At 64.1% G+C, this 14,473-nt stretch carries 10 protein-coding genes and 1 tRNA gene; 3 read left to right on the top strand and 8 right to left on the bottom strand.

What is annotated here, in order from left to right; translation table 11 throughout:
• Positions 1-61: 61 nt before the first annotated feature.
• Entirely contained in the window at positions 62-2,353 is a 2,292-nt protein-coding gene (gene bglX, locus IAE40_RS20910) for a beta-glucosidase BglX (protein ID WP_200603793.1), read from the bottom strand.
• Between the two features lie 201 nt (positions 2,354-2,554).
• Here bglX and IAE40_RS20905 point away from each other — a divergent pair, with 201 nt between their 5' ends.
• Positions 2,555-3,172, top strand: coding sequence for a TPM domain-containing protein (locus IAE40_RS20905; RefSeq protein ID WP_200603792.1), 618 nt, complete (start codon positions 2,555-2,557; stop codon positions 3,170-3,172).
• Positions 3,173-3,275: 103 nt separating this feature from the next.
• The gene (locus IAE40_RS20900) at positions 3,276-4,484 is read left to right on the top strand and encodes a class I SAM-dependent methyltransferase (RefSeq protein WP_200603791.1); all 1,209 of its coding nucleotides are present in this window, start codon (positions 3,276-3,278) and stop codon (positions 4,482-4,484) included.
• Between the two features lie 107 nt (positions 4,485-4,591).
• On the opposite strand, the gene IAE40_RS20895 is transcribed toward IAE40_RS20900, so the two are convergent.
• The 4 genes from IAE40_RS20895 to IAE40_RS20880 all read right to left on the bottom strand — a co-directional run bounded on the left by IAE40_RS20895 (position 4,592) and on the right by IAE40_RS20880 (position 9,844).
• Positions 4,592-7,144 (bottom strand): TonB-dependent receptor, encoded by a 2,553-nt coding sequence (locus IAE40_RS20895; RefSeq protein WP_200603790.1) that lies wholly within the window; start codon positions 7,142-7,144, stop codon positions 4,592-4,594.
• Between the two features lie 115 nt (positions 7,145-7,259).
• A complete protein-coding gene (locus IAE40_RS20890; protein WP_197891925.1) occupies positions 7,260-8,213 on the bottom strand; it encodes a FecR family protein in 954 nt (317 codons plus the stop codon).
• The gene (locus IAE40_RS20885) at positions 8,210-8,737 is read right to left on the bottom strand and encodes an RNA polymerase sigma factor (RefSeq protein WP_063545935.1); all 528 of its coding nucleotides are present in this window, start codon (positions 8,735-8,737) and stop codon (positions 8,210-8,212) included. Before IAE40_RS20885 ends, IAE40_RS20890 begins: the two co-directional genes overlap by 4 nt.
• Before the next feature lie 87 nt (positions 8,738-8,824).
• Complete coding sequence (locus IAE40_RS20880; protein ID WP_200603789.1) at positions 8,825-9,844, bottom strand: DUF4917 family protein; 1,020 nt, start codon at positions 9,842-9,844, stop codon at positions 8,825-8,827.
• A gap of 128 nt (positions 9,845-9,972) precedes the next feature.
• Here IAE40_RS20880 and IAE40_RS20875 point away from each other — a divergent pair, with 128 nt between their 5' ends.
• Complete coding sequence (locus IAE40_RS20875) at positions 9,973-11,043, top strand: glycerophosphodiester phosphodiesterase family protein (protein ID WP_200603788.1); 1,071 nt, start codon at positions 9,973-9,975, stop codon at positions 11,041-11,043.
• Here the strand turns inward: IAE40_RS20875 and IAE40_RS20870 are convergent, their stop codons facing one another.
• From IAE40_RS20870 to IAE40_RS20860, 3 genes are all read right to left on the bottom strand, one after another.
• The gene (locus IAE40_RS20870) at positions 11,044-12,744 is read right to left on the bottom strand and encodes a SulP family inorganic anion transporter (protein WP_200603787.1); all 1,701 of its coding nucleotides are present in this window, start codon (positions 12,742-12,744) and stop codon (positions 11,044-11,046) included.
• 203 nt (positions 12,745-12,947) lie between these two features.
• Positions 12,948-13,021 (bottom strand) — tRNA-Gly (locus IAE40_RS20865).
• Positions 13,022-13,132: 111 nt separating this feature from the next.
• Positions 13,133-14,014: an alpha/beta fold hydrolase gene (locus IAE40_RS20860; RefSeq protein ID WP_054894471.1), complete on the bottom strand. Its 882-nt coding sequence runs from the start codon at positions 14,012-14,014 to the stop codon at positions 13,133-13,135.
• Positions 14,015-14,473 lie beyond the last annotated feature (459 nt).

Here is a 14,473-nt window from a genome sequence, read left to right as displayed (position 1 = left end):
TCCCACAAGAGCACATCCGACCCTGTGGGAGCGGGCGTGCCCGCGCAGTGGCCGCAGCGGTCTACAGCAACTCGAAGCTCTGCTGCTGCACGGCCTGCGAGTCCAGTCCGATCTGGACGTTGAACTGCCCAGGCTCGGCCACATGCTGCAACTGGCCATTGTAGAACTTCAGGTCATCCTCGCTGATGCGGAAGGTCAAGGTTCGGGACTCACCCGCCTTGAGCAGCACCTTCTGGAAGTTCTTCAGCTCTTTCACCGGACGGCTCATCGAAGCGCTGACATCCTGGATGTACAGCTGCACCACGGTTTCGCCATCGACCTTGCCGGTGTTCTTCACCGTCACTTCGGCCTGCAGGTTGTCACCGCGCTTGAGCGCGGTCTTCGACAGCGCAAGATCCGAGAGCTCGAAGGTGCTGTAGCTCAGGCCGTAACCGAACGGATACAGCGGGCCATTGGGCTCCTCGAAGTACTGCGAGGTGTAGTTGCCCGGCTTGCCCGGGGTGAACGGGCGGCCGATGCTCAGGTGGTTGTAGTACATCGGGATCTGCCCGACCGACCGCGGGAAGGTGATGGCCAGCTTGCCGGACGGGTTGTAGTCGCCGAACAGCACATCGGCGATGGCGTTGCCGCCTTCGGTGCCGCTGAACCAGGTTTCGAGGATGGCATCGGCCTGCTCGCGCTCCCAGGCGATCGACAGCGGACGGCCGTTCATCAGCACCAGCACCAGGGGTTTGCCGGTGGCTTTGAGCGCCTTGATCAGCTCGCGCTGTACCGCCGGAATCTCCAGGGTGGTGCGGCTGGACGACTCGTGGGACATGCCGCGCGACTCACCCACCACCGCCACTACCACGTCCGATTGCTTGGCGGCCTTGACCGCTTCATCGATCAGCACGGCGGCCGGGCGCGGATCGTCGATGATTTCTGGCGCCGCGAAGTTGAGGAAGTTCAGGTAGTCGAAGATCGCCTTGTCGCCGGTGATGTTCGAACCCTTGGCATAGATGACCTTGGCCTTGCCTTCGGTGGCGCGACGCAGGCCTTCGCGAACCGTCACCGAATGTTCGGGGCGGCCGTCGGCAGCCCAACTGCCCATCATGTCGATCGGGGCATCGGCCAGTGGGCCGACCAGGGCGATGGTGCCTGACTTCTTCAGCGGCAGGGCCTGCTTCTTGTTCTCCAGCAGCACCAGGCTGCGCCGTGCCACGTCGCGGGCGGCTTCACGGTGCAGGCGGTCGTCGCCGTAGTAGTCCTTGAGATCGGTCTCGGGCTTGCCGATGCGCACGTAGGGGTTCTTGAACAGGCCCATCTCGTACTTGGCGCCCAGCACTTCGCGTACCGCCTGGTCGAGCTCGGCCTGGGTCACTTCACCGGACTTGAGCAACCCCGGCAGCTCCTGGCCGTAGAGGGTGTCGTTCATGCTCATGTCGATGCCGGCCTTGATCGCCAGCTTCGCCGCCTCGCGGCCGTCGCGGGCGACGCCGTGGCGGATCAGCTCCTGGATGGCGCCGTGGTCGCTGATGGTCACGCCCTTGAAGCCCCACTCCTTGCGCAGCAGATCGTTCATCAGCCAGGTATTGGAGGTGGCCGGTACGCCGTTGATCGAGTTCAGCGCTACCATCACCCCGCCCGCACCGGCGTCGAGGCTGGCGCGGTAGGGTGGCAGGTAGTCGTTGTACATTTTCGGCAGGCTCATATCGACCGTGTTGTAGTCGCGCCCGCCTTCCACTGCGCCATACAGGGCGAAGTGCTTGACGATGGCCATGATGCTGTCGGGCTCGGCCGGGCTCTTGCCCTGGAACGAGCGGACCATCACCTGGCCGATCTTCGAGGTGAGGTAGGTGTCTTCGCCGAAGCCCTCGCTGGTGCGACCCCAGCGTGGGTCGCGGGCGATGTCGACCATCGGCGCGAAGGTCATGTCCAGGGCATCGGCCGAAGCTTCGATGGCCGAGGTGCGGCCGACCTTGGCGATGGCGTCCATGTCCCAGGTCGCTGCCAGGCCCAGGCTTATCGGGAAGATCGTACGCTCACCATGGATGGTGTCGTACGCAAAGAACATCGGAATCTTCAGGCGGCTGCGCATGGCGGCGTCCTGCATCGGCCGGTTCTCGGGCGCTGTGCGCGAGTTGAAGGTACCGCCGATGCGACCGGCGGCGATCTCCTCGCGGATCTTTTCGCGCGGCATTTCCGGGCTGATACTGATCAGGCGCAACTGACCGATCTTCTCGTCGACGGTCATCTGGCTGATCAGATGGTCGATGAAGGCCCGCTTGTCTTCCAGGGGCGGGGCAGAGGTGGCGGCCACGGCCGCCTGACTGGCAAGGCCCATGGCCAGGCCCAGCAAGGACAGTTTCATCATCAATTCCGTTGTCGAGTGGTTCGCTCGCGGCCGATTTTTCGGACGGCTGTTGTTGTCTGGCCCGCTGGCGGTGTAACAGGTCGCTCCCCCATCCTCCCGCGGTCGCCGCGGATTATGCCTTATAAGTGGGGCTCGATGAGATACACTCTCGCGACCGCGTGCCGGGCTAACAACTATAAGAACGATCGAGAGACCGAAGGCATGACCCTTCTCAATGAATACGAACAACGCCAGGTTGCCGAAGCCATCGCTCGTGCCGAACAGCGCACCGACGCGGAGCTGGTGACGGTGCTGGCGCGCCACGCCGATGACTATGCCTACCTGCCGTTGCTGTGGGCCGTGCTGCTGGCGCTGGCGCTCCCCGGATTGGTGCAGGTGCTGCTGGGGTGGCCAGGGCTGCGTGGGCTGCTGGTGGCCCAGGTACTGACCTTCATCGCCTTCAGCCTGTTGCTGCGTAACCCGCGCCTGGCCGGCTGGCTGGTCCCACGGGTGCTGCGCCACCGCCGTGCCGCCGATCTTGCGCGGCGGCAATTTCGTGAGCAAAACCTGCAGCGCACCGAGGGGGCTACCGGGGTGTTGATCTTCGTCAGCGAGGCGGAGCGCTATGTGACCATCCTGGCGGACGAGGGCATCGCCCAGCACCTGGACGAACGAGCACGTGCCGAACTGGTGGCACGTTTTACCGCGCAGGTCTGCGCGGGGCGCACCTTGCAGGGGTTCGTCGAATGCATCGATGCCTGCGGCGAGTTGCTCGGCCAGCACCTGCCGCCGACGCGGCGGCGCAACCAGTTGCCCAACCAGCTGGTGATCCTGGATTGAACAGTGTGTGGCGGTGCGGGCCGACGATCGGGCCTGCACAGCCACTCAAGCCTGCAAACCTGTAGAATGCCGGCCATTGCGCATCTTGAGGCACCCCCTTCCCATGTCTTCCTCCACCCCCGCTGCGGACGCCCGCGCCCAGTTCCTGACCTTGCTGGGCGATGCCCTGCACAGCGAAACCCTGACCAAGCTGGTGCTGGCGCGCCATGTCGGTGCCGACCAGAGCCTGCAACGGATCATTGCAAAGCCTGTGCAGATCAAGGGCCAGCCCTGCCTGTCGCTGGTCTACCGTCACCAGACCCGCGACATCACCCGCAACCTGCCGCTGGATCAGGCCCAGGCCCTTGTCGCCGAGTTGTTGCCGGAGAGCTTTCGCAATGCCCATCTGTTCACCGCCGACGGCGAGGTGCAACTGGGGTTCAGCAAGAAGGGCAAGCCGCTGTTGCAACGCCACGGCACCCAGGTGCCGCGCGAGGCTGCGGCGGGCGGGCACGATCGTGAGAAGAAACGCTATCTGGAACTGTCGCGGCCATTTCTGCGCGATCTGGGCGTGACCGACACTCAAGGTGCGCTGATTCCGTCGATGTCGCGCAAGTGGAAGCAGATCAACAAGTTCATCGAGGTCTTCGCGCATGCCCTGGGCAGTGCGCCGCTGACTGCCGACCAGGTGCTGCGAGTCGCTGACTTCGGTTCGGGCAAGGGCTACCTGACCTTCGCCATGCATGACTACCTGCGCAACACCCTGGCTCGCGAAGCGCAAGTGACCGGCGTGGAATTGCGCCCCGACATGGTCGAGCTGTGCAACGCTGCCGCGGCGCGGCTGGAGCATTCTGGCCTGGAGTTCCAGTGCGGCGATGTGCGTAGCGTGGTGCCCGATGCCATCGAGGTGATGATCGCGCTGCACGCCTGCGATATCGCCACCGACTACGCCATCCATACCGGGATCCGCTGCGGCGCGTCGATCATCATGTGCTCACCGTGCTGCCACAAGCAGATCCGTCCGCAACTGCACAGCCCAGGGCTGTTGCAGCCCATGCTGCAGTACGGGCTGCACCTGGGCCAGCAGGCCGAGATGCTCACCGACAGCCTGCGCGCGTTGTATCTGGAAGCTTGTGGCTACGAGACCAAGGTGTTCGAGTTCATTTCGTTGGAGCACACCAACAAGAACAAGATGATCCTGGCGGTCAAGCGCAGACAGGCGGGGGATAACAGCGCACTGCTGGAGAAGATCGCCCAGCTCAAGGCGTTCTATGGGGTACAGGAGCATTGCCTGGAGAGCCTGTTGCGGGCCGATGGGCTCATTGCCGGCTGAGTACTGCCAGGCCCTGTGGGAGCGGGTTTAGCCGCAAACAGCACACCGCCAATGTTCGCGGTGGTTCGGCGCCCCGACAAGCTCGCCTCCACCGCGACTGGCGACAATCAGAAGAACCGCGTCACGCTGATCTTGGCATTGCGCCCTTGCATCAGCGCATTCTCCCCCGACAGCTCTGGTCGGGCCGACTCGTTGAACAGGTTGTCCACCGTCAGGTTGACCTCGGTACCTTTCAGGTAGGCCTGCTGCGGCTTCCAGTTGGCGAACAGGCCGTGGATCTGGTAGCTGCTGTTGGCGAACTGATCGTAGTAACGGTCACCCAGTACGCTGGCCGGCCCCTCGTAGTATTTGTCGCTTGGCAGGCGGTCGGTCTTGCGCACGAACTGCGCGGTCCAGCCGATCCGCGCATCCCAGGCCGGAATCTTCACCCCCAGCGTGGTGATCCATTTCGGCGCGGGAATATCCTTGGCCCACACATCCGGGCCCCAGGGGTTGGTGTAGGCGCCCTGGTGACGGCCGGTGATCCAGGAGAACGACGCCGAGCCGAACAGGTAGGTCGAATCGTAGAAGCTCTCGACCTCGAAGCCCTTGATCACCACATCGCCAATGTTGCGGTAGTTGGAGATCAGCCCGCCGCCACAGGTGTTGGCGATGCTGCCACCGGTGACCAGTTGCTGTGGGCAGCCGATGCCGGTGGCCTTGAAGATCTCGTCCTCGATGTGGTTGCGAAACAGCGTGGTGCGCACCTGGGCGCTGTCGTTGGCCAGCAGGAGGTTGTCGAAGTCGAACACGCTGCCCACGCGCAGGGCGGTGATGCGCTCCGGGTCCAGGTTGCGGCTGGTGGCGGTGCGGCTACCGCTGCCCTGGACTTCGTACTGCTCGTCCAGCACCGGCGCCCGCCAGGTCTTGCTGTAGTCGGCGAACAGGGCGGTGTTGGGCGTGACCTTCCAGAACACCGACAGACGTGGCGACCAGCCGCTGTAGGTCTTGTCGCTGTAGTCGTGGCCCGCGGCCGGGTTGTTGTACAGCGGGGCATCGTTGGGCTTGCCCTCGTTGGTCACCTGGTCGTAGCGCAGCGACGGGGTGATGGTCACATCACCCAGGGTGACGGCGTCCTGCAGGTAGTAGCCCTGGCTCCGCACCTTGCCGCTGGGCATGAAGTACGGCTGGTAGTGGCCGTAGTTGTAGCGCGGCGTGTCGTAGATGCCGCCCGGCATCCACATCTGCGTGTCGCGGTCGTGGCGGCGCACTTGCACGCCCGCCGTCAGTGCGTGCTCCAGCACGCCGGTCTCGAACAGGCTGGTGTTGGTCACGGCGAGCATACGGTCGCGGTACTCGGTGTCCATCTTGCGCCCGCCGGTGGCAGGCTGGAAGAACGCCGTGGCCAGGCGCTCGTCGGTCTGCTTGGTGTCGGAGTCGGAGTACTTCACTTCCAGGTCGACCCAGCGGTTGTCGATCGGCTGGTAGGTGTAGGTGGCCGACCAGGTGGTGTCGGTGGTGGTGCGGTTGGCCAGGAAGCGTTTGAGCGCCGCTTCGTAGCCGTACTTCTTGATGTCGGCGGCGGTGGGCGGCGTGGGGTAGGCGGTGGACGAGAACGGCGCCCAGCGTTCGCTCTGTGACTGTGACCAGGAGAAGCCCAGGCTGTGCTCTTCGTTGAAGTGCACGTTGCCCTTGAACAGTGCGCCGTCCAGGTCCAGGGCGCTGTTGGGCAGGCGCGTCGGGTTGATCGGGTAGCGGCCGTCCGGGTCGGGGATGTTGCTGGCCAGCTTCATGTCGCCGCCGTCGCGCTTGGTCAGGTAGGCCAAGCCATCGAAGCGGCCATCCTCGGTGCGACCGAACAGCGCCGAGCTGTACACCTGCTGGTGGTCGTTGCTGGCGTAGCCGTACTTGACCATCGCGCCGCTGTTGCGCCCTTCCTGGAGCAGGTCGCCGGCGTCCTTGGTGGTCATGTTGACGCTGCCGCCGAAACCGCCATTGCCGGTCTTGACCGAGTGCGGGCCTTTTTCCACCTCGATGTGCTTGATCAGCTCCGGCTCGATGAACACCGTGCCTTGCTGGTAGCGTTCGAAGCCGCTCTTGGTGGCGCCGTCGACGGTCATCGGCACGTCTTCGGCGTCGCCCAGGCCCCAGATGTTGATGGTCTGCCCGCCCGGCTTGGCCGAGCCGCCCATGTTCACGCCTGGCAGAGTGGCGAGCACGCTGGGGATATTGCTGGGCTGGTAGCGGTCGATCTGTTCCTGGTTGAGGGTCGAGCGTCCGACGTTCTGCGGTCCGATCTGCTGGCCGTCGCCGACGATGCTCATGGCGCCGAGCTGGATGCTGTTGTCGGCCTGCGGTTGCTCTTCGTTGAGCCGCACCACGTAGGTGTTGCCCATGCGCACCATGCTGAAGCGGCTGCCGGCAAGCAGGCGGGCGATCGCATCCTGCGCCTCGAAGGCACCTTGCAGGGCCGGGGCCTGGGCGTTGTGCAGCAGGGCTTCGTCGAACAGCAGCTGGACCTTGGCCTGCTGCGCCAGTTGGCTCAGCGAGCGCGCCAGCGGTTGGGCGGGCAGGTCGAACTGCTGCGGCGCGGCTTCGGCGGCCAGGCTGATGGCCAGGCACAGGGCGAGCAGGGTGGGACGAGTGGGCAAGGCTTTCAACGGACGCAACGCAGGCAACATGGATTCCCCCAAACGGCAAATGGCCGGAAAAAAGCCCGCCGTTCACGCGGCAGGCGGGGAGGAAGACGCGGTGTTGGGAAAAACCCTCACCTGCGAATGATTAAAATTCTCAAATTTATTTCGGCCGGTGCTCGATGCGCAGGCGGCCGTCGCCGAGCAGGGTGGTTTTTACCGGGAGCAACGCGGGCAGGGCGGTGAGCAGTGCATCCGGATCGTGCACATCGAGATTGCCCGACACCTTGTAGCGGCCCAGGCTCGGATCGGCGAGCAGCACCGGTTGCTGGCGGTACAGGCTCAGTTCGTCGATCAGGCTCGCCAGCTCACGGTTGCGAAAGCTCACGTGGCCATCGCGCCAGTCGGCCACCGGCTGCTCTCCGAGCTCCTGGCGCACCAGCGTGCCGCGCGCCGGGTCGTAGGTGACGCGTTGTCCGGCACCGAGCAGCAGCGCAGGCTGATGTTCGCCCGAGGTCTCGAAGACGACCTGGCCGTGGGCCACGCTCAGGGCCAGCTCGCGGTCGCCGCGGCGCAGGTCGAAGCCGGTGCCGACCACGCGCACGCGGGCACTCCCGGCATCGACGAACAGCGGGCGCTCCTTGTCGGGTGCCACCTCGATGTACAGCTGGCCGTGTTCGAGGCTGATCAATCGTTGTTCGGCGGTGAAGTCCAGGCGCAGGCGGGTCTGAGCGTTGACGAACAACTGGCTGCCATCGGGCAGGCGCACGCTGCGCATGCTGTCGCTGGCCGCCAGGTTCTGATGCATCGGTGCAGCGGTGCTGCCCAGGTTGCCGGCCAGCACCGCGCACAGCAGCGCCGCGGCCACCGCCAGAGCCGGACGCCAGCGCGGTGCCTGGCGTATGGGCAGGGCGACAGGCTGGCTGGCCTGTTTGAGCGCCGCCAGGTCGTCCCACAGCTGTTCGAACTGGCGATAGGCGCGCGCATGCTCCGGGTGCTGGATCCACAGGGCGAAAGCCTTGCGTTCATCACGCGACGGGGTATTGCGGTTGCGCGTGAACCAACTGGCCGCCTGGGCGTCGATCGGACGCTGGTCGATGTCGTCGATAAGGCTCATTGCGGCTGCTCCCTGCCATTGTCACTGTCCAGCCGTTGCTTGCATTGCAGCAGGGCGGCGGCGATGTGCTTCTCGACCATGCTTACGGAAATGTCCATGCGTTCAGCGATCTGTGCCTGGGTCAGGCCTTCGAAGCGGTGCAGCATAAGGGCTTCTCGTCGCCGCGGCGAGAGTTCGCCGAGCACTTCACGCAATTGATCCAGGCGTTGCGCGTGCTGGGCGTGGTCGAGTGGGTCGTTGTCGGCCGCTGTTTCGTCCTGGGCCTGGTCGTCGAGCACGGCATGGCGCACCTTCTGCCGACGCCAGTGATCGCTCAGCAAGTTGCGCGCCACCTGGAACAGAAAGGCGCGGGGTTGCTCGACTTTGGCCCGGTCGCGGTAGCCCAGCCATTGGGTGAAGACATCCTGGGTCATGTCGGCGGCGTCACTGGCATTGTCCATGCGCTTGCGCAGGAAATGCAGGATCTCGGCATAGAAGCCGCGGCAGGTGTCCTGGGTGGCTGGGTCGGGCTTGAGGCGCTGCATGCACGCTTTCCGGGCTGGCCTGGGAAGGAAAGGGTGCGGATCTTATCGAGAATTATTTACATTTACCAGATCGCCGCGGATGAATTGTCAGTGACGTCGCGCTTGCGCCAACGGCACCGGCAGTGCCAGTTCCGCGGCGCCGAGCGGGTGGCTGGTGGCGTCGAAGAAGTGCAGGGAAACGCCAGCAAGATCGGCGAAGCGCTTGGAAAAGTGCTGCTTCTGGTTGATGATCGAGGCTTCGTTCAGAGGCCGGATGGCGATGCTCAAGTGCTTGGGGCGGGCTTGGTGAATGGCTTGCAGCAGGTGTTCGTCGCTGCTGTCCAGGTGGTGGCCGAACAGGCATAGACCGTCGTGTTCGGTGGCCAACTGCGCGAGGCTCCAGGCCAGATAGTCCGAGTTGCGGATCGCCCGCAGCTTCTGCTCGCTGCGGTCTTCATTGACGAACAGCGGCACCTCGCCAGGGATGTTCACGGCGAAGCCGTCGAGCAGTTCGCTGCCGACAGCGCTGCGCTGGCGCGTGCTGCCGTCGGGCAGCTTGAGCAGGTGCATGCCACCGTGCAGGTGCAGGACCCGGGTGCCGGTGCTGGCGGTGCGGCGTACATCGAAGAAGCCTTCGTCATCGAACATCTGCGCGAAACCTTGGGGCGCATGTTCGATGGCCCAGGGCAGGATCAGGTCGTAGTTGCTGGTGTAGACGCTGCGGTACTGGCGCAGTGCGGCATTGATCGACGCCAGGGTGGCGCTCGACAACAGCGTGTGCGGCGGATGCACCGTGCGGGTGGCGTGGATCAACGCTTCCTTGATCGAGTAGTAGCGGTTCAGCGGCGCGGTCGAGTTGATCGCCAGGGCCGCGTTGGCCCGTACCGTGGTGTTCAGGGTGCTCAGCACCGGTTCGAACAGCTCGGTGCCCAAGGCCTTGAACAGCGCTTGGTCGCTGATCGCCAGGCCGCTCTTGCGTCCCGCGCGCTGCGCCTGTTCGAACAGCGAGAAGTAGCCGAACGGCTTCCACAGCACCCGACTGGCGCCGTTGCCCACCAACAGGGCGGTGCAGGAGTGGCGGGCGTTGAGATCGGGCCAGTTGGCCAGCTGGGAATCGAGAGAGGGCATCGCGCATCCGTGGGGCAAGGGTGAACGCGGGGACTTTAGCATGTCATCCAAGCTGTGAGAGGCTTGCGTCTCCAAGGAATCAGCTGCGCAGCTTCCCTTCTGAACGCGCAGCCCAAGAGGATCGATGAATGCGTATACCTGCTCTTCCGGCAATGGGCCTGGCCCTGCTCCTTTGCGCGATGAACGCTGCCGCCAGCGATGGCCCCTCCCTGGCCAAGGCCCAGCATGTCCCCCATCCGGCGGTGATCGCCCACCGCGGCGCCTCCTTCGATGCCCCCGAATCGACGCGAGCGGCCTATCTGCTGGCCCGTGAACTGGGCGCCGACTACCTGGAGCTCGACCTGCAGCGCACCCGTGACAACGTGCTGGTGGTGGTGCATGACGATGTGCTGGCGCGTACCAGCGATGTGGCCGAGCGCTTCCCCGAGCGGGCGAAGAGCCCGGTCAGCGATTTCACCCTCGCCGAGTTGAAGTCGCTCGATGCCGGCAGCTGGTTCAACAAGGCCTACCCGGATCGTGCCCGTGAGTCGTTCGGCAAGCTGCAGATCCTGACGCTGGACGAAGTGATCGATATCGCCGAAGGCAACCCCGAGCGCCATCCGGGGCTGTACATCGAGACCAAGGTGCCCAAGCAGTTTCCGGGCATCGAGAAGCAGCTCAAGGAAAAACTCGAGGCTCGCGGCTGGCTCGACAAGCCGGGCCGGGTGATCCTGCAGACGTTCGATCGCAACAGCCTGGCGCTGCTGCACCAGCAGATGCCACAGGTGCCGAAGATCCTGCTGCTGTGGATCGGCAAGGACAGTATCGAGCCGAAATCGGGCAAGGATTTCGCCGATTCCGCTGAACAGGACAAGGCCGCGTTCTATGCCCGCCAGGAACCAAAGGACCGTGAGGAATTCCTCCGTTGGCTGGATGCGGCCAAGGCCGGTGGCGCCATCGGTACAGGGCCTTCGGCGGTGCGCAGCAATCTGGGCGAGCAGAGCTATGCCGATCTGATCAAGCCATGGATGAACAAGGCCAGCCATGAGCGCGGCTTGCTGGTGCACGTGTACACCCTCGATGAGCGCGTGGACTTCGACAAGGCGATGAAGGCGGGGGTGGATGGCATCTTCACCAACCGGGCCGGGGAACTGCTGCGTTTTTATGGGCGTGCGCAGGTACCGGCCGAGGCGCAGTTGTTGAAGGCGCTGGGTTACTGATCACACGTTTTGCGCTGTGCTGCGCTCCCTGTTACGCCACACCCGATAGGCGCGGATACCGGCGCGGACCGAGCCGAACAGCAGCTTGTCTTCCATCTCCCGCGCCATCCCCGAGCGCACCAGCATGCGCAGGAAGGTGCCGCGGGCGCGGGCGATGGCGAAATGCACGCCTTGCGCTTGCAAGGTGTCGCGCACTTCGCGCAGGGCGGCGATGCCGCTGACGTCGATGCTGGTCACGGCCTCGGCATCGAACAGCACAGCCTTGGGCTCGGGATCGCGCTGCAGGGCTTCGAGCAGGCGCATCTTGAAGTAGTCGGCGTTGAAGAACAGGATCGCGTCATCGAAGCGGTACACCACCAGGCCAGGTACCGTGCGCGCGTCCTGGTGCTGGCGTACGTCGACCTGGCCTTCGATACCCGGTACCCAGCCGAGCACGGCGTCGGTGGGTTGGTAGATGGTGTAGAGCAGACGCAGGATGGCCAGGGTCACGGCAAAGACGATGCCCGGCAGCACGCCCAGGCCAAGCACGCCGATGGTGGTCAGCAGGCACAGCCAGAACTCGAAGCGGCTCAGGCGCCGGATCTTGCCCAGCGACTTGACGTCGATCAGGCCCCAACCGGCCATCAACAGCACGGCGCCCAGGGCGGCCTGGGGGATCCAGGCCATGGGAGCGGTGAAGAACAGCAGGATCAGCGCGATCACCAGCGCGGCGATGATGCCCACTAACTGGCTCTTGCCTCCGACCATGTCGTTGACCGCGGTGCGCGAGTCCGCTCCGCTGATGGCGAAGCCCTGGGAGATGCCGGCGGCCAGGTTGCTCACACCCAGGGCGACGAACTCGTGGTTGGCATTGATCGCGTAGCCATGCCGCGCGGCGAAACTGCGCGCGGTGAGCATGGCGCTGCAGAAGCTGACCGTGGCGATACCCAGGGCGTCGCGCAGCAGGCTCTTGGTTTCGGCCAGGTTGCTCTGTGGCCAGGCCAGCTCCGGGATGCCCGCAGGCACTGGGCCGAGGATCGCTACGCCGAATCGGTCGAGACCGAACAGGGCTGCGAGCACGGTGAACACTGCCACAGTCACCAGTGCCGCAGGCAACCTCGGATAGCGCCTGGGCAGCCAGATCAGCAGGGCCAGGCCACCGAGGCCGATGACCAGAGTCAGCCAATGGATCTCACCCAGGCGCTCGAGGAAATTGATCAGACTCAGCACGAAGCCATCGCCCTCGATGCGGAACCCGACCACTTTCGACAGTTGTCCGGCAATCAGGCTCAGGCCGATACCGTTGAGGTAGCCGATCAGGATCGGCCGCGAAAAGAAGCTGGCGATGAACCCGGCGCGGGCCAGGCCTGCCGCGATCAGCATCACCCCGACCAGTACCGTGACGATCACCGACAATTCGGCGATGCGCTGCGGATCGCCCATTGCCAAGGGCGCCACAGCCCCGGCGATCATCGCGCAAGTGGCGGCATCGGGGCCGACCATCAATTGCCGCGAGCTGCCGATCAGGGCGTAGACCATCATCGGCAGTACGCAGGCATACAGGCCGTACTGCGGCGGCAGGCCGACGATCTGCGCGTAGGCGATGGCGATCGGGATCTGGATCGCGGCCACCGACAGACCCGCCTGCAGGTCGGCGTGGAACCACTCGCGACGGTAGTGCAGGAGGTTGGCCAGGCCGGGCAACCAGCGGGAGAGAAACATGGGCAGTCCCTTGGAAATGTCTCTGGGTAGAGTAGGCGATATGCACCCGAAGCCGTCTCGCTTGCAAGCGAAATCCGGCCGCGCATTCAAGCGGATCGGCAAGGGGGTGGCCATGGGCCAGATCAATGGAAGATGCAGAAACGAAAAAAGAGCCGACGGCTCTTTTTACGGGCGCTGAAACCAGGGGTTTCAGGCGAGGAATCTGGAGCGGGTAGAGGGAATCGAACCCTCAACTAAAGCTTGGGAAGCTTTCGTTTTGCCACTAAACTATACCCGCTTCGCAGCGCGACTTTTTACCAGAACCCAAGCCTCATGAGAAGCCCAGGGTTGTAAAAAAGCCTGTCGACGACCTGAACCGGCGGGTAACGGCCACAGGTCGCCGGGCCGCTCAGATGGCCAACGCATGCTGCCCCTGCACGTAGGTGTAACGTTGGCGCGGCTCGCGTGCTGGCTTGAGGAAACCCAGCATGGCATTGCGGGTATCCTCGCAGGCGGTCTTGTGTTCCATGTCGAGGAAGTGGCCGGCATCGCGAATCACGCTGAACTGGCTCTTGCCCACATGGCGGCTGAACTGCCGGGCATCCTCGACGGTGGTGTACTCGTCACGTTCGCCGTTGATGAACAACACCGGAATATCGATGTTGCGCGCGCCCTTCAATGCCCGCTCCAGATCATGATCCAGCACCTGGTTGATGTGAAAGTGCATCTGTGCGTACTCGTGGCTGTCCAGGCTGCTTACGTGGCGGTAATTGAAGCGCTTGAACAGCGATGGCAGGTGTTTGCCGATGGTGTCGTTGACCAGGTTGCCGACCTGATAGCGATCGCAGGCCGACAGGTACTGGCAGCCGCGCTCCAGGTAGTCGCGCATCGGATCGTTGATCACCGGCGAGAACGAACTGACGATCGCCTTCTTCACCAGGCGTGGCTGGTGCGCCAGTGCCAGCAGGGTGCACGCGCCGCCCCAGGAGAACGACATCACGTGATCGGCACGGAAGTGCTCGATCAGCTCCAGCAGGATATGCGCCTCGGTCTCTTTCGTGAGCAGACGTTCCTGGCGGTTGTGTGGCTTGGACTTGCCGGCATAGGGCTGGTCGTACAGCACCACGTTGAATTGCGGATACAGATTGCGCACCGTCTGGGCAAAAGATGCCGTGGTGGCCAGCGAGCCGTTGATCAGGACGATCGTCTTCTCTGCCGTTTCCGCGCGATAGAACTCCGTGTAAACCCGGTACTGACCTTGGATATCAAGTACAGCGATTTCTGGCCTCATGTCATCGACTCCTGGCGCAAAAAGGGCACTCGCGTCATCTAGTGGCCTGCTCAGTCGTATCGATCGCTCGACATGGCTGCGCAGAACCCTAGGGTGCACGTTCCATATGACAGGTAGGCATTCGCCTTGAAGTGAAACCGGGGGCCCAGTGCCGATCCCGGTTGTGCGGGTCGACGGGTATTGTTGTAGGCGGGCGATCTGCCGTGCCCCAAGGCATCGAGACCCTGGGTGGCCAGCAAAAGGCGTCTTGGACTCCATGAGTGACCGATGAGTCACATGAAGACTGACGAATTGGATTCAAGCAGCCGTGCGCGGATCGTGCAAGTGCCGCCTGGGGGATCTTTTGCGCAAAACCGCCGGATGGTCGTTCTGGCGGCGCCCATGGGCGTGGGCTGGGGTGGCATGGCCGGGGGTTTGCCCCCCGGGCCCGTGAGGGCGGGGGGGTTGGGGGAAAAAAGT

It is taken from the genome of Pseudomonas sp. S44, from assembly GCF_016624805.1.
In the GTDB taxonomy this organism is placed as follows: Bacteria; Pseudomonadota; Gammaproteobacteria; order Pseudomonadales; family Pseudomonadaceae; genus Aquipseudomonas; species Aquipseudomonas machongensis.
The sequence above is the reverse complement of the archived record's forward strand: the minus strand, read 5'-3'. Positions and strand labels throughout refer to the sequence as shown.

Coding starts and splice junctions, on each gene's coding strand:
- IAE40_RS20895 (WP_200603790.1), bottom strand. CDS start 7,144: ATGTTGCCTGCGTTGCGTCCGTTGAAAGCCTTGCCCACTCGTCCCACC.
- IAE40_RS20880 (WP_200603789.1), bottom strand. CDS start 9,844: ATGCCCTCTCTCGATTCCCAGCTGGCCAACTGGCCCGATCTCAACGCC.
- IAE40_RS20905 (WP_200603792.1), top strand. CDS start 2,555: ATGACCCTTCTCAATGAATACGAACAACGCCAGGTTGCCGAAGCCATC.
- IAE40_RS20885 (WP_063545935.1), bottom strand. CDS start 8,737: ATGCAGCGCCTCAAGCCCGACCCAGCCACCCAGGACACCTGCCGCGGC.
- IAE40_RS20890 (WP_197891925.1), bottom strand. CDS start 8,213: ATGAGCCTTATCGACGACATCGACCAGCGTCCGATCGACGCCCAGGCG.
- IAE40_RS20870 (WP_200603787.1), bottom strand. CDS start 12,744: ATGTTTCTCTCCCGCTGGTTGCCCGGCCTGGCCAACCTCCTGCACTAC.
- bglX (WP_200603793.1), bottom strand. CDS start 2,353: ATGATGAAACTGTCCTTGCTGGGCCTGGCCATGGGCCTTGCCAGTCAG.
- IAE40_RS20860 (WP_054894471.1), bottom strand. CDS start 14,014: ATGAGGCCAGAAATCGCTGTACTTGATATCCAAGGTCAGTACCGGGTT.
- IAE40_RS20875 (WP_200603788.1), top strand. CDS start 9,973: ATGCGTATACCTGCTCTTCCGGCAATGGGCCTGGCCCTGCTCCTTTGC.
- IAE40_RS20900 (WP_200603791.1), top strand. CDS start 3,276: ATGTCTTCCTCCACCCCCGCTGCGGACGCCCGCGCCCAGTTCCTGACC.